18 protein-coding genes are annotated in these 19,634 nt (G+C 64.4%); 14 read left to right on the top strand and 4 right to left on the bottom strand.

Annotation, left to right across the window (positions count from 1 at the left end):
- The first annotated feature begins 77 nt into the window (after positions 1-77).
- Positions 78-1,079, top strand: coding sequence for a Bug family tripartite tricarboxylate transporter substrate binding protein (locus P0652_RS00360; protein WP_284176760.1), 1,002 nt, complete (start codon positions 78-80; stop codon positions 1,077-1,079).
- 45 nt (positions 1,080-1,124) lie between these two features.
- Here the strand turns inward: P0652_RS00360 and P0652_RS00365 are convergent, their stop codons facing one another.
- Complete coding sequence (locus P0652_RS00365; RefSeq protein ID WP_284176761.1) at positions 1,125-1,793, bottom strand: GntR family transcriptional regulator; 669 nt, start codon at positions 1,791-1,793, stop codon at positions 1,125-1,127.
- 7 nt (positions 1,794-1,800) lie between these two features.
- Positions 1,801-4,689, bottom strand: a complete 2,889-nt coding sequence (locus P0652_RS00370) for an FAD-binding and (Fe-S)-binding domain-containing protein (protein WP_284176762.1) — start codon at positions 4,687-4,689, stop codon at positions 1,801-1,803.
- A 131-nt stretch (positions 4,690-4,820) separates the two neighbouring features.
- Here P0652_RS00370 and P0652_RS00375 point away from each other — a divergent pair, with 131 nt between their 5' ends.
- Complete coding sequence (locus P0652_RS00375; protein WP_284176763.1) at positions 4,821-6,011, top strand: pyridoxal-phosphate-dependent aminotransferase family protein; 1,191 nt, start codon at positions 4,821-4,823, stop codon at positions 6,009-6,011.
- Between the two features lie 38 nt (positions 6,012-6,049).
- Entirely contained in the window at positions 6,050-7,267 is a 1,218-nt protein-coding gene (locus tag P0652_RS00380; protein ID WP_284176764.1) for a BaiN/RdsA family NAD(P)/FAD-dependent oxidoreductase, read from the top strand.
- Here P0652_RS00380 and P0652_RS00385 read toward each other — a convergent pair whose 3' ends face one another.
- On the bottom strand, positions 7,268-9,079 hold the full coding sequence (locus P0652_RS00385; RefSeq protein ID WP_284176765.1) for an ABC-F family ATP-binding cassette domain-containing protein: 1,812 nt from the start codon (positions 9,077-9,079) through the stop codon (positions 7,268-7,270).
- A 63-nt stretch (positions 9,080-9,142) separates the two neighbouring features.
- Complete coding sequence (locus P0652_RS00390) at positions 9,143-9,544, bottom strand: DUF2177 family protein (protein ID WP_284176766.1); 402 nt, start codon at positions 9,542-9,544, stop codon at positions 9,143-9,145.
- A gap of 308 nt (positions 9,545-9,852) precedes the next feature.
- Between P0652_RS00390 and urtA the strand changes: the two genes are divergently transcribed.
- The 11 genes from urtA to ureC all read left to right on the top strand — a co-directional run bounded on the left by urtA (position 9,853) and on the right by ureC (position 19,580).
- Entirely contained in the window at positions 9,853-11,106 is a 1,254-nt protein-coding gene (gene urtA / locus P0652_RS00395) for an urea ABC transporter substrate-binding protein (RefSeq protein ID WP_284177405.1), read from the top strand.
- Positions 11,107-11,222: 116 nt separating this feature from the next.
- Positions 11,223-12,839, top strand: a complete 1,617-nt coding sequence (gene urtB, locus P0652_RS00400; RefSeq protein ID WP_502947449.1) for an urea ABC transporter permease subunit UrtB — start codon at positions 11,223-11,225, stop codon at positions 12,837-12,839.
- Complete coding sequence (urtC, locus tag P0652_RS00405) at positions 12,839-13,978, top strand: urea ABC transporter permease subunit UrtC (protein WP_502947450.1); 1,140 nt, start codon at positions 12,839-12,841, stop codon at positions 13,976-13,978. Before urtB ends, urtC begins: the two co-directional genes overlap by 1 nt.
- A gap of 3 nt (positions 13,979-13,981) precedes the next feature.
- Positions 13,982-14,734 carry an urea ABC transporter ATP-binding protein UrtD gene (gene urtD, locus P0652_RS00410; protein ID WP_284176768.1) on the top strand — a complete coding sequence of 251 codons (753 nt, stop codon included), beginning with the start codon at positions 13,982-13,984 and terminating at the stop codon, positions 14,732-14,734.
- A gap of 1 nt (position 14,735) precedes the next feature.
- Positions 14,736-15,431, top strand: a complete 696-nt coding sequence (urtE, locus tag P0652_RS00415) for an urea ABC transporter ATP-binding subunit UrtE (RefSeq protein WP_284176769.1) — start codon at positions 14,736-14,738, stop codon at positions 15,429-15,431.
- Entirely contained in the window at positions 15,403-16,269 is an 867-nt protein-coding gene (locus P0652_RS00420; protein WP_284176770.1) for an urease accessory protein UreD, read from the top strand. Before urtE ends, P0652_RS00420 begins: the two co-directional genes overlap by 29 nt.
- Before the next feature lie 27 nt (positions 16,270-16,296).
- Positions 16,297-16,599, top strand: a complete 303-nt coding sequence (locus P0652_RS00425) for an urease subunit gamma (RefSeq protein ID WP_284176771.1) — start codon at positions 16,297-16,299, stop codon at positions 16,597-16,599.
- 33 nt (positions 16,600-16,632) lie between these two features.
- A complete protein-coding gene (locus P0652_RS00430) occupies positions 16,633-17,229 on the top strand; it encodes a HupE/UreJ family protein (protein ID WP_284176772.1) in 597 nt (198 codons plus the stop codon).
- Between the two features lie 7 nt (positions 17,230-17,236).
- Positions 17,237-17,542: an urease subunit beta gene (locus P0652_RS00435; RefSeq protein WP_284176773.1), complete on the top strand. Its 306-nt coding sequence runs from the start codon at positions 17,237-17,239 to the stop codon at positions 17,540-17,542.
- A 1-nt stretch (position 17,543) separates the two neighbouring features.
- A complete protein-coding gene (locus P0652_RS00440; protein WP_284176774.1) occupies positions 17,544-17,873 on the top strand; it encodes a GIY-YIG nuclease family protein in 330 nt (109 codons plus the stop codon).
- Positions 17,874-19,580, top strand: coding sequence for an urease subunit alpha (gene ureC, locus P0652_RS00445; protein ID WP_284176775.1), 1,707 nt, complete (start codon positions 17,874-17,876; stop codon positions 19,578-19,580). It begins immediately after the preceding gene.
- Positions 19,581-19,634 lie beyond the last annotated feature (54 nt).

The following is a 19,634-nucleotide window of genomic DNA, read 5'->3' on the forward strand; positions in this document are numbered from 1 at the left end:
CCAGCACGTTGCAATTTGAATTTTGAATTATAAACTGACTGCAAGACAGGCCGGAAAGGCCGATAAAGGAGGAAACGATGACGAAGCCAACGGGACTCACACGACGTCTGCTGACCACAACCCTCGCTGCGGCCGGCCTGATCGGACTGGCCGGGATCGCCTCTGCCCAGCAGGGCTGGCCAAGCCGGCCGATCACGCTGGTCAATCCTTTCCCCGCCGGCGGGGGCACCGATGCCTTCGCCCGGCCATTGGCGCAGCAGCTGGATACCCAGCTGAACCAGCGCGTGATCATCGAGAACCGCGGCGGGGCAGGCGGCACGGTCGGCGCGGCGGCTGCAGCGAAAATGACGCCGGATGGCTACACCTTCTTCGTCGGCGCGGCCCACCATACCATCGCACCGGCCATCTACCCCAACCTGACCTATGATCTCGAGAAGGATTTCGTGCCGATCGCCGTGATCGCCATGCCGCCGCAGATCATCTCGATCTCGCCCAAGGCGCTGCCCAACGTGAAGACCCTGAAGGACTTCATCGATTATGCGAAGGCCAATCCGGGCAAGGTCAACTTCGCGTCGGCCGGCAACGGCACCACCCACCATCTCGCCGGCGAGCTGTTCAAGAATGTGGCCGGCGTGAACCTTGTCCACGTGCCGTATCGCGGTGCAGGCCCGGCCATGCAGGATCTCGTCGCGGGGCAGGTTCATGTGATGTTTGACGGGCTCGGCACGTCAGCCCCGCAGATCCAGGGCGGAAATCTGGTCGGCCTCGCTGTGGCTGCTTCGAAGCGCTCGGGATCGGTTCCGAATGTCCCGACAGCCGAGGAAGCCGGCGTGAAGGGCTACAACGTATCGACCTGGTATGCCGTCTGGGCCATCAAGGGAACGCCGCCGGATATCGTCGAGCGCATGAGGACCGAAATCCTCAAGGCATTCCAGGCCGAGCAAATCAAGGCCACATGGGCGCGGAACGGCTCGGACATTCCCAACCTGACCGGCGAGGCCTTCGGGAAGTTCGTCCGCAGCGAAATCGAGCGCTGGGGTCAGGTCGTGAAGGCAGCCAATGTCAAGGTGTCCAACTGACAGGAAGCCGATGCACGCGCGCGGGCTCAGCCCCGCGCGCGGGCCTCACACGCCATAGGCCGCGGTGATGACGTCCTTCTTGCCGCGGATATGGTCCCGGACGACACGCGCCAGCCCCTCGCCATCCCGGGCGCGCAGCAATTCCGCCATGATGCGATGCTCGTCCATGGCCCGGCGCCATTGCTCCGGCGTCTTGTGCGCGGTGTAGCGCATCCGCTGGATCCGGCTCGACAGGTTCGAATAAATGCTGGCGAGGGTGGCGTTCCGCGCGGCCTGCATCAGCGCTTCATGAATCTCGCGGTTGAGCGTGAAATAGGATGCCTCATCTCCGCGCTTGTAGGCCTTTTCCATGATCATCGTCTTCGCCTCGATGACGTCGATCTCGGCATCGGTGATGGATCGGCAGGCCAGTTCCGCCGCCGTCGCCTCGAGCCCGGCCACGACCTCGATCATTTCCTCGATTTCGGACTGGCTGACATGGCCCACGCGCGCACCGCGATTGGGCAGCAATTCGAGCAGGCCTTCCGTCGCGAGGATCTTGATGGCCTCACGCAATGGCGTGCGGGAAATGCCGAACCGCTCGCACAATTCGATCTCGTTGATCCGTTCGCGTGGCTCCAGCTCACCGCTGAGGATGAGTTCGCGCAGCCTTTCGGCCACCTCGTCGTGGAGATAGCGGCGGTGAATTCCGTCAACGGCAGCAATGCGGTTCATCGCTGTCTTATACTTTCGCACCAAGCGCCTTGTCGAGGAGCCGGACGACGTGAATAGCCTTGCGGGACGTGCCATCCACGATCTGATGCCGGCAGGAGGTGCCATCGGCCACGATGATCGCCTCCGGAGGCGCTTTCCGGACTGCCGGAAGCAGCGAAAGCTCGGCCATGGCGAGCGAAACATCGATTGTCTCGCTCTGGTACCCGAAGCTGCCGGCCATGCCGCAACAGCTTGATTCGACAACCTCCAGCCGGATACCGGGAATGGCGCGGAGGCAGGTCTCGACAGCCCCCATCGCATCAGCCGCTTTCTGGTGGCAATGCCCGTGCAGCAGGACCGGCACGCCGCCCTGATCCGACAGCGGCAGCGCGATCTGGCCCGCCTTGAGGTCCTCCGCCAGAGCCTCCTCGACCAGCCGCGCGGCACGGCCAATCGCGCGGGCCTTCTCGCCCGGCAGGACAGCGACCATCTCGTCCCGCAAGGTCAGCAGGCAGGAGGGTTCCAGCCCGACGATCCGTGCACCCCTGACAACGAAGGGGTACAGCGCCTCGACCAGCCTCTCGGCTTCCTTGCGGGCCTCCGCCACCTGGCCGAGCGACAGGAAGGTGCGACCGCAGCAGAGCGGGCGCGAGCCACCCGATGGTTGGACCCGGTGCAGGCGATAGCCGGCTGCGAGCAGGACGCGGCGGGCCGCATCGAGATTTTCCGGCTCGAAGTAGCGGTTGAACGTATCCCCGAACAGCACGATGTCCTTGCCGTCACCCCTGAGATCCGAAGGCTGTGCGAAGACATCGCTCTCCTGCCACGGCTTCTGCCATTCCGGCAACGAGCGGCGGGCGGAGAGTCGCGTGAAGCGTTCGAGCAGGGCCGCGAGCCGTGGCATGCGGTTGGGCAGGTTGGCGAGGGCGGGAATCCGGCTGACAAGTGGCGCATAGCGCGGCAGGAAGGCGATCAGCCGGTCGCGCAGGGTCATGCCATGGCGCGCCGTATACTGATTGAGGAACTCGGTCTTCATCCGCGCCATGTCCACGCCGGTCGGGCATTCCCGCTGGCAGGCCTTGCAGCCGACACAGAGCGCCATCGTTTCTTTCATCTCGGGCGAAAGGAACGCATCCGGCCCCAATGCACCGGACAAGGCGAGCCGCATCGAATTGGCGCGCCCGCGGGTCAGATGCTGCTCCTCGCCGGTCACGCGGTAGGAAGGGCACATCGCGCCGCCGGCCAGCTTCCGGCAGGTGCCGTTGTTGTTGCACATCTCCACCGCAGCGGCGAACCCACCCCATTCCTGCCAGTCGAGATTGGCCGGGGCGGGCAGGGTGGTGGCATACCCTTCCGGATAGCGCATCAGGTCGCGGTCATCGAAGCGCAGAGGCCGGACGATCTTGCCCGGGTTGAGCCTGTTCTCCGGGTCGAATGCGTCTTTCACTGTCTCGAAGGCGCGGGTCAGGCGCGGGCCGAACATCGGCTCGACGAATTCGGAGCGCGAGATCCCGTCACCATGCTCACCGGAATAGGAGCCTTCGAAGCGCCGCACCAGTTCGACGGTTTCCTCGGCGATGGCGCGCATCGCCTTCACGCCGGCTTCGGTTTTCATGTTGAGGATCGGCCGCACATGGAGGCATCCGACCGAGGCATGCGCATACCAGGTGCCGCGCGTGCCATGTTTCTCGAAAACCGCCGTTACCGCATCGGTATAGTCGGCGAGCCGGTCGAGCGGCACGGCGCAATCCTCGATGAAGGAGACGGGCTTCCCGTCCCCCTTCATGGACATCATGATGTTGAGACAGGCCTCGCGCACCTCCCAGACCGTCTTCTGCGTGGCCGCATCCAGCACCTCGACCACCGCATCCGGAAAGCCGTGATCAGCCATGCAGCGGTCGAGATCCTTCAGTTTTGCCTGCAGGGCCGCGAGATCCTCGCCGGCGAACTCCACCAGGAGAAGGCAGTTCGGTGTTCCCCGGGTGATCCGGGCCAGCGTGTTCCGGAAGAGCGGGATATCCGCCCCAAGCACGATGACGTTGTTGTCGACCAGCTCGACAGCTGCCGGCCCGAGCGCGACGAGATGCTGTGTCGTTTCCATCGCCGCGCGGAAATTCGGGAAGTGACAGACACCCAAGACCCGGTGCGCGGGCAGGGGCGTCAGCGCAAGGTCTATGGCGGTAAATCCCGCTAGCGTTCCTTCCGAGCCGACCAGCAGATGGGCGAGGTTCGGCCGGGGTTCGATCAGCGCGTCGAGGTTATATCCACCAACGCGGCGTTGCACCTTGGGGTAGCGGAGGCGGATCTCTTCGGCTTCCGATTGCGCCAGCGCGAGCATCCGCGCCCCGAGCGGCGAGGGCGGGCCGGCATCGAAATGCATGGCCGAGGCATCCACCGAGAGTGCGTCGATGGCCCGAACATTGTCGACCATCTTGCCGAAGACCAGCGAGCGCGCGCCGCAGGAATTGTTGCCCGTCATCCCGCCGATCGTGCAGCGCGTGGCGGTAGAGGGCTCGACCGGAAAGAACAGCCCGTCCTTCCTCAGGCGGGTGTTCAGCCGCTCCAGCACCATGCCGGGCTGGACGCGGATCCGCCGGGCGCCGGGGTCGTAGTCCAGCACCGCATTGAAGAAGCGCGAGCAATCGACGATCAGCCCGTTGCCGATCGGCTGGCCGTTCTGCGAGGTGCCGCCGCCCCGGAAGATCACCGGGACGCCGTGTTCCTTTGCGATCACCAGCGTTGCAGCGATATCATCCGCCGTCCGCGGGAAGACCACGCCTTCGGGAATGATCTGGTAGACCGAGGCATCGGTGGCATAGCGCCCGCGCGTGAAACTGTCGAAGCGGACTTCTCCGGAAATGGCCTGGGACAAACGCCGTTCAAGGCCAAGATTGCGCGCGCCGATCGTGCCATGCATGCGATAATTCCTCCCGTCGCCAAGGCTAGCCGATGACGGCTCTTGCGAAAAGTGAATTTATAATACAAAATACAAAACATCGAAATCAGGCCCTGCGCGGCCACCAGACCGAACGGATAGGGAGATACGCCATGGTCGAGACAGGCCGTCATTTTCTGCAGATTCCGGGACCAACCAATACGCCACTGCCGGTCCTTGCAGCCATGGCCAAGCCGACGATCGATCATCGTGGCCCCGAATTCCAGAAGCTCGGCCTCGACGTACTGGCGCGCATCAAGCCGATTTTCGGCACAAGGAACCCCGTCATCATTTATCCTGCATCGGGCACGGGCGCCTGGGAAGCCGCGCTTGTCAACGTGCTCTCTCCGGGCGATCAGGTTCTGATGTTCGAAACCGGCTGGTTCGCCACGCTCTGGAACAAGATGGCGACCAAGCTCGGGATCAGGGCCGAGTTCATCCGCTCGGACTGGCGTGCCGGCGCCGATGCCGCGGCCATCGAGGCGCGCCTCCGCGAGGACAAGGGCCATGCGATCAAGGCAGTCTGCGTGGTCCATAACGAGACCTCGACCGGCTGCGTGACCAACGTCGCGGCTGTGCGTGCCGCCATCGACCGGGCCAATCACCCGGCTCTGCTGATGGTGGACACGATTTCCTCGCTGGCCTCGATCGATTACCGCCATGACGAATGGGGTGTCGATGTTACCGTGGCCGGATCGCAGAAAGGGCTGATGCTGCCGCCGGGCCTTTCCTTCAACGCCATATCGGACAAGGCGCTCGCCGTCTCGAAGACCAATGCCTTTCCGCGTTCCTTCTGGGACTGGCACGAGATGATCGCGATCAACGACAAGGGCTTCTTTCCCTACACGCCTGCCACGAACATGCTTCAGGGCCTCAAGGTGGCGCTCGACATGCTCGAGGCCGAGGGCATGGCGAATGTCTTCGCCCGGCATGATCGCGCCGCCGAGGCCACCCGCCGCGCGGTGCGCCACTGGGGCTTCGAAACCGTGTGCCGCCAGCCCTCGGACTACTCGTCCTCGCTGACGGCGGTCATGCTGCCCGAGGGCCATTCCGCCGATGCCCTTCGCAAGACCATCCTCGAACGCTCGAATATGAGCCTCGGCAACGGCCTTGGCATTCTCGCCGACAAGGTGTTCCGGATCGGCCATCTCGGCGATTTCCATGATCTGATGGTGACCGGCACCCTGTCCGGCGTCGAGATGGGCCTTGCCGCCTGCGGCATCCCGCACCGGCCGGGCGGCGTGCAGGTGGCGATGACCCATCTGCTGGGCAACGGCGCCCCGGTGGCGGAAGCGGCGGAATAGCCGTTGACCCCATGCCCCGGGGCCTGCAAGACCGGGGCATGACATCCGATCCCCTTCTCATCATCGGCGGCGGCCCGGCAGGCCTGATGGCCGCCGAAACCCTGCTGGATGCCGGCCGACCGGTCCATCTTTACGAACGCATGCCCTCGCTCGGGCGCAAATTCCTCATGGCGGGGCGCGGCGGGCTCAACCTGACCCATGCCGAGGATCTTTCCCGGTTCCTCACGCGCTATAGCGAGGTCTCGCCCCTGCTGCTTGAGGCGATCCGGGCCTTCCCGCCCAACGCGATCCGGCACTGGTGCGAGGATCTCGGCCAGCCGACCTTCATCGGCAGTTCCGGCCGCATCTTCCCGGAGGCGATGAAAGCCTCGCCTTTGCTGCGCGCCTGGCTGCGCCGGCTGGAAGCCAAGGGCCTTGTTGTTCATCTCCGCCATCGCTGGCTGGGCTGGAACGAGGCGGGAGACCTCCGCTTCGAAACGCCAGAAGGCGAGATCACCGTGCCTGCTGCACCGACCCTGATGGCCCTCGGCGGCGCTTCCTGGCCACGCCTCGGCGCCGATGGCGGCTGGACCGGCCCGCTCGGCGCGCTCGGCCATGCCATCACGCCGCTGGAGCCCTCGAATGTCGGCATCCGGGTCAAGTGGTCGCCGTTCATGGCCAAGGTGGCCGGCGAGCCGCTGAAGCGCATCGTGGTCCGGATCGGCGGGTTCGAGGCCCCGGGCGAGGCTGTGATCACCCGGCAGGGGCTGGAGGGCGGAGCAATCTACGCCGCGTCCGCCGCCCTTCGCCGCGCTTTGGCCCAGAATCGGACGGCAACGCTCGAAATCGACCTCCGGCCCGATTTCCGGCCCGAATGGATCGCTCATCGCCTGCGCGAGGGACGAAGCAAGGATTCCTGGACCTCGCGCCTGCGCAAGGCGGCAGGGCTCCAGCCCGCAGCCATGGCCCTGCTCAACGAATGCGGGCGTCGGATTGGCCTTGCCCCGGGCGATCATGAGGGCTGGGCCGGCCTCGTACGCGCCGCGCCGGTTCCGGTGGAGGGCTTCTGCGGGCTCGATCGAGCGATCTCGACAGCCGGCGGCGCGGCATTTGATGGCCTCGACCAAAACTGGATGGTCACATTGCGGCCCGGTTTGTTCCTGGCCGGCGAGATGCTCGATTGGGATGCCCCGACGGGCGGCTACCTGCTGCAGGCCTGCTTCGCCTCCGGGCGGGCGGCAGCTCTCGGCATGCTCCGCCACGCAGAAGCCGGTTGATCAGCCTGCTGCTTCCTCGCGCAGGATCTCGAGTTCGAGCCAGCGCTCCTCCATCTTGCCAAGTTCGGCATGGGCCTTTTCGAGCAGGGCCATCGTCTCGTCGAAGGTCTTGCGATCGCGAGCATAAAGCTCCGGATCGTCAAGCCGCACCTGCAGCTTGCCGATCACGACCCGCAGCTTCTCCATGGCGGAGGGCAGGCTTTCCAGCTGGTTGAGCTGCTGCAAAGTCAGCTTCTTGCGGGCTGAAGCAGCAGGCGAGGAAACCGGCCTATCCGATTCGGCCGACTCGGCTTTCGCCGCCTTGGGCTTGTCCAGAACGATCTCCGCACCGCGCTGGGTGAGCATGTCGCTGTAACCGCCGGCATAGACTCGCCATTTCCCGTTGCCCTCCGGCACGATGACACGCTCGACGATCCGGTCGAGGAAATCGCGGTCATGGCTGATCAGCAGCACCGTGCCGGCATAGGAATCGAGCAATTCCTGGAGCACATCGAGGGTCTCGAGGTCGAGATCATTGGTCGGCTCATCCAGAACCAGCAGGTTGGACGGCCGCGCCAGCGCACGGGCCAGCATCAGCCGAGCCCGTTCGCCGCCGGACAGGACTTTCAGTGGCGTCCGCGCCTTTTCCGGCGGAAACAGGAAGTCCTTCATATAGCCAATGACGTTCTTTGGCTGGCCGTTGATCACAAGGGTATCCGTGCCGCCGCCGGTCAACGCGTCAGCGAGGCTCGTTTCCGGATCGAGCGAATCCCGCCTTTGCTCAAGTGAGGCAATGGCAAGCCCGGCCCCGAGCCGGATCAGCCCGGAATCCGGCTCCAGCGTGCCGGTCATCAATGAAAGCAGGGTGGTCTTGCCGGCGCCATTCGGACCGACAAGGCCGATCCGGTCGCCTTTCAGGATCCGGATCGAGAAATCCCGCACGATCGCCCGCTCGCCATAGCGCTTCGCCAGCCCCTCAGCCTCGATGACGAGCTTGCCGCCCTTGTCCTCCTCGGACGCGACCAGCTGCGCCGCGCCGGCCGCGCGGACATGATCGCGCTTCTCGCGCCGCAGGGTATGGAGATTTTCCAGCCGCCGGACATTTCGCTTGCGCCGCGCGGTAACGCCATAGCGCAGCCAATGTTCCTCGTCGGCGATCTTGCGGCCGAGCTTGTGCTGCGCGGCCTCTTCCTCGGCAAGGATCTGATCACGCCAGGCCTCGAAATGGCCGAAACCGCGGTCGATCCTCCGCGTCGTCCCGCGATCGAGCCAGATCGTCGCGCGGGAAAGGCGCTCGAGAAACCGGCGGTCATGGCTGATCAGGACGAGGGCGGCCTGTCGACCGAGCAATTCCTGCTCGAGCCACTCGATTGCCGGCAGGTCGAGATGGTTGGTCGGCTCGTCCAGCAAAAGCACGTCCGGCTGTGGCGCCAGCACGCGGGCAAGGGCAGCCCGGCGTGCCTCGCCGCCTGAAAGGCCGGAGGTCGGCTCCTGCCCGGTCAGGCCCAGCGCCTCCAGCAGGAACCGCGCGGCGTGATCGCCTTCATCCGGCGGAAGATCGGCGGCCGCAAAGGCGAGGGTGGTGGGATAGGCGGAGAAATCCGGCTCTTGCGCCAGCACCCCGATCCGTATGCCTGGCTGGACAAAGCATGTGCCGGCATCGGCTTCGACCTGCCCCGCGGCAACCTTGAGCAGTGTCGACTTGCCTGAACCGTTCCGCCCGACAAGGCAGATCCGCTCGCCGGGCGAAACGGAAAGATCCGCGCCGTCAAGCAGGTTCTTTCCGCCGAAAGTCAGGCGGATACCGGTCAACTGGATCAGGGGTGGCGGCACGGCAGGTTTCCAAGCGAGAAGACGGGCGTTCTACCTGCCGGCCAGCGTCGTGTCGAGGCAAGCTCAGCCGAAATGGCGGGCAATCGCTACGGCACCTGCCGAGGTCACGCCCGAAACGAAGGCGCCCCAGCTCATATCGATCAGCGCGATCCGCAAGGTGAACCCTTCGAGCGTTGCGAGGTTGGTCAGGTCATAGGTGCCATAGGCCACAAGGCCGAAAAAGGCGCCATAGGCAAGCGCCCGGAAAACGCTGCCGCTTTCATGGGCGGGCAGGAGCACGAAAACGGTCAGGCCGATCACGTAGAGGACATAGAACGCCAGGGCTGCGCCGACGTTGAATTCCTTTTTCAGCAGGCCGCCGATCTCCGCCTGATAGAGGTTCTTGGCGACAACGCCGAGCCAAAGGAGATCGATCACCAGCAGGATGATGGCGGCGCTCGCGACAAGGATGAGGGTGGATTTCATGACGGACCTCGCTGTGTGTCTCTACGCATCGGACTGACATCCGGATCTTCCAGCAAATGGGCAGACGGGCTCCCCGGGAGATCAGCCCCGACCGCGGATGAACAATCCGCACAAGTTTCAGGCAGGCGCCCCTTTTTTGTGCATCGCAGCGCGCCGCCTGCCCGAAAAGGCAGCGGCGCCCGGTTGTAATACCCCTGTTTCATCCTGCCCGGTTTTTGGCACGCGAAATGCTGCATTGCATCGTCTCATCCAACGGGGGTTCCAACATCATGACACTGACGCGCCGCTCACTCCTTGCTTCTTCGGCCATGGCGGCTGCCGCCGCGACCTTGCCCGCTATTCCGGCCTTCGCCCAGTCCGGCGACACGATCAAGGTCGGCATCCTGCATTCGCTCTCGGGCACGATGGCGATCTCCGAAACGACCCTGAAGGACGTCATGCTCATGCTCATCGACGAGCAGAACAAGAAGGGCGGTCTTCTCGGCAAGAAGCTCGAGGCGGTTGTCGTTGATCCGGCCTCGAACTGGCCGCTCTTCGCCGAAAAGGCCCGCGAGCTGATCACCCAGCACAAGGTTGCCGCGACCTTCGGCTGCTGGACCTCGGTGTCGCGCAAGTCGGTTCTGCCGGTCTTCAAGGAACTGAACAATATCCTGTTCTACCCGGTGCAGTATGAGGGCGAGGAATCCGAGCGCAACGTGTTCTACACCGGCGCCGCCCCGAACCAGCAGGCCATTCCGGCAGTTGATTACCTGATGTCGAAGGATGGCGGCGAAGTGAAGCGCTGGGTCCTGGCCGGCACCGACTACGTCTATCCGCGCACGACCAACAAGATCCTTGAAGCCTACCTCCTCGCAAAGGGCGTGGCCAAGGAAGACATCATGATCAACTACACGCCGTTCGGTCATTCGGACTGGCAGACCATCGTTGCCGACATCAAGAAGTTCGGCTCGGCCGGCAAGAAGACCGCCGTGGTCTCGACCATCAACGGCGACGCGAACGTGCCGTTCTACAAGGAACTCGGCAATGCCGGCATCAAGGCGACGGACATTCCGGTTGTTGCCTTCTCGGTCGGTGAGGAAGAGCTTGCCGGCATCGACACCAAGCCGCTGGTCGGCCATCTCGCCGCGTGGAACTACTTCCAGTCGGTGAAGAACCCGGCCAACGAAGCCTTCATCAAGCAGTGGAAGGCCTACAAGAAGTCGGACAAGGCCGTGACCAACGATCCGATGGAAGCCCATGTGATCGGCTTCAACATGTGGATCAAGGCCGTCGAGAAGGCCAAGTCGGTCGCCCCGGATGCGGTGATCGATGCGATCGTCGGCGTCGAGGTTCCGAACCTCACCGGCGGCATCTCGAAGATGCTCCCGAACCACCACATCACCAAGCCGGTCCTGATCGGCGAAATCCGCGCCGACGGCCAGTTCGACGTGGTCTGGCAGACCAAGGACCTCGTGCCGGGCGATGCCTGGACCGACCATCTCGAGGGCTCCAAGGACCTCGAGGCCGACTGGGTCAAGCTGAAATGCGGCAACTACAACACCAAGCTGAAGAAGTGCGGCTGATCCTCGCCGCCTGATCCTGCACATCCACCGGCCGGGTTCACCCGGCCGGTTCCCCGGCCTGCCCGCCGGGCTGTCCGAGACCGTGCCTTCGAGAGGCTCCCTTGCGCATCATCTGCTTGCCCCTGATTGCCCTCCGCCGGCTCGCCTCCTGCCTGCTTTTCGGCCTTGTCCTGATCCTTTCGGCCCAGACACAGGGGGCTCTGGCCGGTCCCCTCGACGAGGCTGCCGCGCTTTTCGCCAAGGACAGTTTCACCGATACCGCGCGGGCCATCGAACTTCTGGCAGATTCCGGAGCCGAGCATGCCGGCCCCGCCATCGAGGCACTGAATGACCGGCGCCTCTTCGTCGCCGCTGACCAGTCCGTGTATTTTCGCGACCCGACAGGCGCTTTCATCGCTCTCGCCACCGGTCAGAAGCTTCCGGCGGAACCAGCGGGCGGAACCGGCGTCCGCGTCAACAACCGCATCCGGGGCGCCATCAACACGGCGCTCGGCACGTTGACCCTGCAGTCGCCCGACCCGGCGAAGCGTCGCGCCGCTGCCGAGGCGGTGTTCAAGTCGCGCTCGCCAGACAGCGAGACCGCCTTGCAGGCGGCCATGCAGAACGAAAAGATCGCAGCCATCAGGGAGATCCAGCAAACCGCGCTGGCGGCGATCATCGCCACCTCGCCGAACCGCAGCGATATCGACCGCCTCGCCGCGATCGAGGTTCTGAAGGAACGCGGCGACCGCGAAGCCCTGACACCGCTGAACCAGATCCCGGACAGCGCCAGCGCCAATGTGAAGGATGCCGCGAAGGCCGCTGCCCAGACGATCAATAACCGGCTTGCTACCTGGTCGGCTGTGCAGAATGCCTGGTATGGCGTCTCGCTCGGCTCCGTTTTGCTGCTCGCCGCGATTGGCCTTGCCATCACGTTCGGCGTCATGGGCATCATCAACATGGCCCATGGCGAGATGGTGATGATCGGGGCTTACGCCACGTTCATCATCCAGGAAATCATCCGCCAGAATGCGCCCGGGCTTTTCGAATACTCCCTCGCCATTGCCATCCCCGCCGCCTTCATCATCGCCGGCCTGATCGGCATTGCGATGGAGCGGTTGGTCATCCGGCATCTCTATGGGCGGCCGCTGGAAACGCTGCTCGCCACCTGGGGCATCTCGCTCATTCTCATGCAGGCAATCCGGACCCTGTTCGGCCCGACCAACCGCGAGGTCGGCGCCCCGGCCTTCATGTCCGGCTCCTTCCGGATCGGCCTGATCGATATCACCTATGGCCGCGTCTGGATCGTCGGCTTCGCGCTTGTCGTCTTCTTCGCGGTGCTGGCGCTGCTGCGCTTCACGCCGCTGGGCCTGCAGATGCGCGCCGTGACACAGAACCGCCGCATGGCCGCCTCGATGGGCATCCGCACCGCCCGCGTTGACGCGCTGACCTTCGGCCTCGGCTCCGGAATTGCCGGGCTGGCCGGCGTCGCGCTGAGCCAGATCGACAATGTCAGCCCCAATCTCGGCCAGAGCTACATCATCGACAGCTTCATGGTTGTGGTTTTCGGCGGGGTGGGCAATCTCTGGGGGACGCTGGTCGCGGCTTTGTCGCTCGGGATCGCGAACAAGTTCCTTGAACCCTTTGCCGGTGCCGTGCTCGGCAAGATCGCACTGCTGGTCTTCATCATCCTCTTCATCCAGAAGCGTCCACGCGGCCTGTTCGCGCTGAAGGGCAGGGCGGTGGAACAATGATCACCTCCGCGATCCTTGCCCGGCTCGACCTGCGCGGCCGGCTTTTCCTCGGCGCCATCCTTGCGGCTCTGATCCTCGTGCCGGTGCTGAACCTCGTCGTGCCCGCCGGCTCGCCGCTCCATGTGCCGACCTGGCTGGTCAGCCTGCTGGGCAAATATCTCTGCTACGCCATCCTCGCTCTCGCGCTGGATCTCGTCTGGGGGTATTGCGGCATCCTCAGCCTCGGCCACGGCGCCTTCTTCGCGCTCGGCGGCTATGCGATGGGCATGTACCTGATGCGCCAGATCGGCACCCGCGGTGTCTATGGCCACCCGGTCCTGCCGGATTTCATGGTCTTCCTGAACTGGAAGGAACTGCCCTGGTTCTGGTACGGCTTCGACATGTTCCCGTTCGCCCTGCTGATGGTTTTCCTCGCGCCGGGCATTCTCGCCTTCGTTTTCGGCTGGTTCGCCTTCCGCAGCCGCGTCACCGGCGTCTATCTCTCGATCATCACGCAGGCGCTGACCTATGCCCTGATGCTCGCCTTCTTCCGGAACGATATGGGTTTCGGCGGCAATAACGGTCTGACCGACTTCAAGGACATTGTCGGGTTCCCGGTCCAGGCGCAGGGCACGCGCGTGGCGCTCTTCGCCCTGACGCTGATCGCCCTGGCTGGCAGCTATATTCTCGCCCGCGCCATCGTCACCTCGAAAGCCGGCAAGGTGCTGGTGGCAATCCGGGACGCCGAGAGCCGCACGCGCTTCCTCGGCTTCCGGGTCGAGCGCTACAAGCTCTTCGTCTTTACGCTCTCGGCCATGATGGCCGGTCTCGCCGGGGCGCTTTACGTGCCCCAGGTCGGCATCATCAACCCGAGCGAATTCGCGCCCGGCAATTCGATCGAGGTCGTGATCTGGGTGGCGGTCGGCGGACGCGGCACCCTGGTCGGCGCGGCAATCGGGGCAGTGCTCGTCAATTTCGCCAAGACCACCTTCACCACCGGGGCGCTGGCACCCTACTGGCTGTTCGCCCTCGGGGCCCTGTTCGTGCTGACGACGCTCTACATGCCCAAGGGTGTGATCGGCACCTATGCCGAATGGCGCGAGAAGCGCCGCGAGCGGGCGAGCCTTGCCGCCCATGCCGCCAGCAAGCCGGCGGAGTGAACCATGAACCTGCCGGTCACCTCCTTCCTGCTTTATCTCGACGGCGTCTCGGTCGCCTTCGACGGCTTCCGCGCGATCAATTCGCTCGCCTTGACGATCCTGCCGGGCGAAATGCGCGCGATCATCGGGCCGAACGGCGCCGGCAAGACGACGATGATGGACATCATCACCGGCAAGACCCGGCCGGATACGGGCGATGTGCTGTTCAACGGCTCTGTCGATCTCACCCGGCTGGACGAGGCCGCCATCGCCAATCTCGGCATTGGCCGGAAATTCCAGAAGCCGACCGTCTTCGACATGCATACCGTCGAGGACAATCTCCGCCTCGCGCTCAAGGCCGATCGCCGCGTCTTCCGGACCCTGTTCTGGAAGGACAGCGAGAGTGAACGCGAGAAGATCAACCGCATCCTCGCGACCATCCGGCTTGAACACTTGCGCGACGCCTCGGCGGCCAATCTCAGCCATGGCCAGAAGCAATGGCTCGAGATCGGCATGCTGCTCGCACAGGATCCGAAGCTGCTGCTGGTCGACGAGCCGGTGGCGGGGATGACCGACGCGGAAACCGAAGCCACGGCCCATCTCCTCAAGGAGATTGCGAAGGACCATTCGGTGATCGTCGTCGAGCACGACATGGCCTTCGTCCGCGAGCTCGGCGTCAAGGTCACCGTGCTGCATGAAGGCTCGGTCCTGGCCGAGGGGCCGCTCGACACCGTGAGCGCGGATCCCCGCGTCATCGAAGTCTATCTGGGGCGCTGACATGCTGAGCGTGGAAAATCTCGACCTGCATTACGGCGCGGCCCAGGCGCTCCGGTCGGTGTCGGTGACGGCCGAGCTTGGCAAGGTCACCTGCGTGATCGGCCGCAACGGCGTCGGCAAGACCTCGCTCTGCCGGGCGATTACCGGCCAGCAGAAGGGCTCGCGCGGCAAGATCCTGTTCGATGGCGTCGATATCGGCTCCCTGCCGCCTTCGGAGCGGGCACGCGCCGGCATCGGCTTCGTTCCGCAGGGCCGCGAGATTTTCCCGCTCCTGACGGTCGAGGAAAACCTGAAGACCGGCTTCGCCCCGCTCAAGGTCGGCGACCGCTTCATCCCGGCGGAAATCTACGACCTGTTCCCCGTGCTGAAATCCATGCTCGGCCGGCGCGGCGGCGACCTGTCCGGCGGCCAGCAGCAGCAGCTTGCCATCGGCCGCGCCTTGGTGATGCGGCCGCGCCTCCTCATCCTCGACGAGCCGACCGAGGGCATCCAGCCCTCGATCATCAAGGATATCGGCCGCGCCATCACCCATCTCGCCGGCCTCGGCACCATGGCCATCGTGCTGGTCGAGCAATATTTCGACTTCGCCCGGGAGCTTGCCGACAGCTTCATTCTGATGGAACGTGGCGAGGTCGTCATGGCGGGGGATGCGAAACGGATGGCCGAAGATGATGTCCGGCAACGCCTTGCGCTCTGACGGTGACGCGCTGCGCCTGCCGCCGGCCGTCCGGGTCGAGGCCCGGCTCCGGCTTGGTCTTGCGCATCTCGATGGCCAGTCCCGGCTGACGGAGCGCCACGAGGCCGGTGCCTTCCGCTTCCGCTTCCCGCGCGCTCATGGCCGTTCGCCCGAAGCCGTGCTGGTCAATGTCGCCGGAGGTCTTGCCGGCGGCGATTCCGTCTCGATCGACCTGAGGCTCGGCCCGGGCGCCGAACTGACGCTCTCAAGTGCGACGGCCGAGCGGATCTACCGCTCCGACGGCTCGGCCACACGGCTGAGCAACCGGCTGGACATCGGCCCGGATGCCCGCATGCTCTGGCTGCCGCAGGAAACCATCCTGTTCGAGCAGGCGGCGCTGGAACGGCATTTCGAGATCGATCTCGCCGCAACCGGCCAGCTGGTTCTGGGCGAGATGCTCTATTTCGGCCGTGTCGCCTCGGGCGAAACCTTCACGCGCGGCGCGATCCGTGACCGTTGGCGCCTGCGCCGGGCGGGCCGGCTGGCTCTTGCCGAGGATCTCCGGCTCGATCTCGCCGGTGGCGGGGCCCTGCGCGATCCGGTCGCCCTCGGCGAGCATGTCGCCCTTGGCACGCTCCTTCTTGCCTTGCCCGATCCACAGGACCTTCTGGAAGCGATCCGCGGCAACGTGGCCGAGGAACCCGGCCTCGAAATCGGCACAACCCTTGTCGATGGCCTTGTCTTGCTGCGCGCCGCCGGCAAGGATGCTGCCCTGTTGCGCCGCCAGCTTCTGCGGGTGGCGCGTTTCGTGCTCGGGCGGATCGGCATGCCCTATCCGCGCGCTTTCACCAATGAATGAGACCTTTCAAGTGATTGAGACCTGCCGATGAATCTGACGCCGCGCGAAAAGGACAAGCTGCTGATTGCGATGGCCGCCATCGTCGCCCGCCGCCGGCTGGAGCGGGGCGTGAAGCTCAACCACCCCGAATGCATCGCGCTGATCTCCGATTTCGTGATGGAGGGCGCCCGCGATGGCCGTTCGGTGGCGGAGCTGATGGATGCCGCCGCGAAAATCCTCACCCGCGATCAGGTCATGCCCGGCATTGCCGAGATGATCCACGATATCCAGGTCGAGGCCACGTTCCCGGACGGGACCAAGCTCGTCACTGTCCATGATCCGATACGTTAGGAATGATCAACAACATCCTATGAAGGCTGAGAAATGACCAGGATATCATCGCTTTTCCGCCCCAACGCATTCTCGCGGCTCATGCTCGCCACCGGCCTGACGCTGCTGGCCGCGCCCGCCTTCGCCCATGGCGGGGAAGGTGGAGGCTTTGCCGCCGGCTTCCTGCACCCGGTTGGCGGGGCAGACCATGTCCTCGCCATGCTGGCTGTCGGCCTATGGGCGGCCTTCCGGGGTGGCAAGGCCATTCTCGGCTGGCCGGTGGCCTTCGTGGCGGCGATGCTCGGCGGCTTCGCCCTGGCACCGTTCTTCGGCGCGCTGCCCAACCTCGAGGCCATGATCACCTCGACCGTCATCCTGCTCGGCGGGGCGCTGGCCCTCGGCTTCCGGGCGCCCGTCGTGGCGGGCGCGGCGCTGATCGCGCTGGCGGGTGCAGCCCATGGCTATGCCCATGGCCTTGAAATGCAGGGCAATGCGCTGGCCTTCGGCGGCGGTTTCGCCTTGGCCACAGCGGCTTTGCATGGCGCTGGCATAGCGATCGGCCTCGGCCTGACGCGGCTGGCCTCCTTGCGGCTCCTGCAGGCAGCTGGCGGCCTCGTGGCGGCGGCGGGCCTTGTTCTGGCGATGGCGTGAGGCAGCGATGATCCCCGGTGAAATCTTCCCCAAGGATGGCGACATCGCCCTCAACGAGGGCCGCGAAACGCTGACGCTTACAGTCTCCAATACCGGCAACCGGCCGATCCAGGTCGGCAGCCATTACCATTTCTTCGAGACCAATAACGGCCTCCGCTTCGACCGCGACAAGGCCCGCGGCTTCCGGCTGGATATTCCCGCCGGCACCGCCGTCCGCTTCGAGCCGGGCCAGACCCGCGAGGTCCGTCTCGTCGCCATTGCCGGCAAGCGCGAGGTGTATGGGTTTCAGCAGAAGGTGATGGGGAAGGTGTGAGATGTCAGGTCGTTGGAAAGTAATCTATAAAATTACTTGGCCCAACGGAAAGATATATATTGGATCAGACCTAACCGACTCCATCGGCTACTTCGGTAGCGTTTCAAATTCAGTAGTTGAAAAAGACTTCCCAACAAGGGAATCACGAAAACGCATTCAAATAATGAAAGAGATCATTTTTGAATCTGACCAAATGGAAGATCATGAAATCCGAGTGAAGGAATTCGAATTCATAGAGCTCTTTGGCTCGAACAATCCAGCGAAGGGATACAATCTTCGCCCCCGCTACAGGGAGCCTTCCGCTCAAGATTCCGCACATCAAGGTGATTAAATGGCTTCTATCCCCCGCACCCTTTACGCTGACATGTTCGGCCCGACCACGGGCGACCGGATCCGGCTAGCCGATACCGATCTCATCATCGAGGTGGAGAAGGATTTCACCACCTATGGCGAGGAGGTGAAGTTTGGCGGCGGCAAGGTCATCCGCGACGGGATGGGCCAGAGCCAGGTGACGCGCGCCGCCGGTGCGGTCGATACGGTGATCACCAATGCAGTCATCCTCGACCATTGGGGCATCGTGAAAGCTGATATCGGCCTGAAGGACGGGCTGATCGCCGCCATCGGCAAGGCCGGCAACCCGGATATCCAGCCCGGCGTGGACATCATCATCGGCCCGGGCACCGAGATCATTGCCGGCGAGGGCAAGATCATCACGGCCGGCGCCTTCGACACGCATATCCATTTCATCTGCCCGCAGCAGATCGAGGAAGCGCTGATGGCCGGCATCACCTCGATGCTCGGTGGCGGCACCGGCCCGGCCCATGGCACCCTCGCCACCACCTGCACGCCCGGCCCGTGGCATATCGCCCGGATGATCGAGGCGGCGGATGCCTTCCCGATGAATCTCGGCTTTGCCGGCAAGGGCAATGCCTCGCTGCCGGCGGCTCTGGAGGAGCAGGTGCTGGGCGGCGCCTGTGCGCTCAAGTTGCACGAGGATTGGGGCACCACCCCGGCCGCCATCGACAATTGCCTCAGCGTCGCCGATGCGATGGACATCCAGGTGATGATCCATACGGATACGCTGAACGAGAGCGGCTTCGTCGAGGATACGGTGGCTGCCTTCAAGGGCCGCACCATCCATGCCTTCCATACCGAGGGGGCAGGGGGCGGCCATGCGCCCGACATCATGAAGATTGCCGGGCTGCCGAATGTGCTGCCCTCGTCCACCAACCCGACGCGGCCCTTCACGGTGAACACGATCGACGAGCATCTCGACATGCTCATGGTCTGCCACCATCTCGATCCCTCGATTGCCGAGGATCTCGCCTTTGCCGAGAGCCGCATCCGCAAGGAAACCATCGCGGCCGAGGATATCCTGCATGATATCGGCGCGCTCTCGATGATGTCCTCCGACAGCCAGGCCATGGGCCGGATCGGTGAAGTGATCATCCGGACCTGGCAGACAGCGGACAAGATGAGGAAGCAGCGCGGCAGCCTGCTTGGCGATGGCGTGAACGACAATATCCGCGCCAAGCGCTATGTCGCGAAATACACGATCAACCCGGCCATCGCGCATGGCGTCTCGCGCCATATCGGCTCGGTGGAGAAGGGCAAGCTGGCCGATCTGGTGATCTGGTCACCGGCGTTCTTCGGCGTGAAGCCGGAAATGATCCTCAAGGGCGGCATCATTGCGGCCGCGCCGATGGGCGATCCGAATGCCTCCATCCCCACGCCGCAGCCCATGCATTACCGCTATATGTTCGGCGCCTATGGCAAGGCCCGCACCGGCTCCAGCCTGACCTTCGTCTCGCAGGCCGCGCTGGATGCAGGCCTGCAGGCCAAGCTCGGTGTCGCACGCCGCATGGTGGCGGTGGAGAATGTCCGCTCCGGCATCGGCAAGGCCAGCATGATCCATAACGGCGCCACGCCAACAATCGATATCGATCCCGAAACCTACCATGTCCGGGCCGATGGCGAGCTGCTGGTCTGCGAACCGGCAACGGTCTTGCCGATGGCGCAGCGTTACTTCCTCTTCTGACGTAGCGGATCAGACGGAAGGCCCTGCCGGGATCGTGATTGGCGATTGATGGAA

Origin of the sequence: Rhabdaerophilum sp. SD176, assembly GCF_030143245.1 — a bacterium.
In the GTDB taxonomy this organism is placed as follows: domain Bacteria; phylum Pseudomonadota; class Alphaproteobacteria; order Rhizobiales; family Beijerinckiaceae; genus Rhabdaerophilum.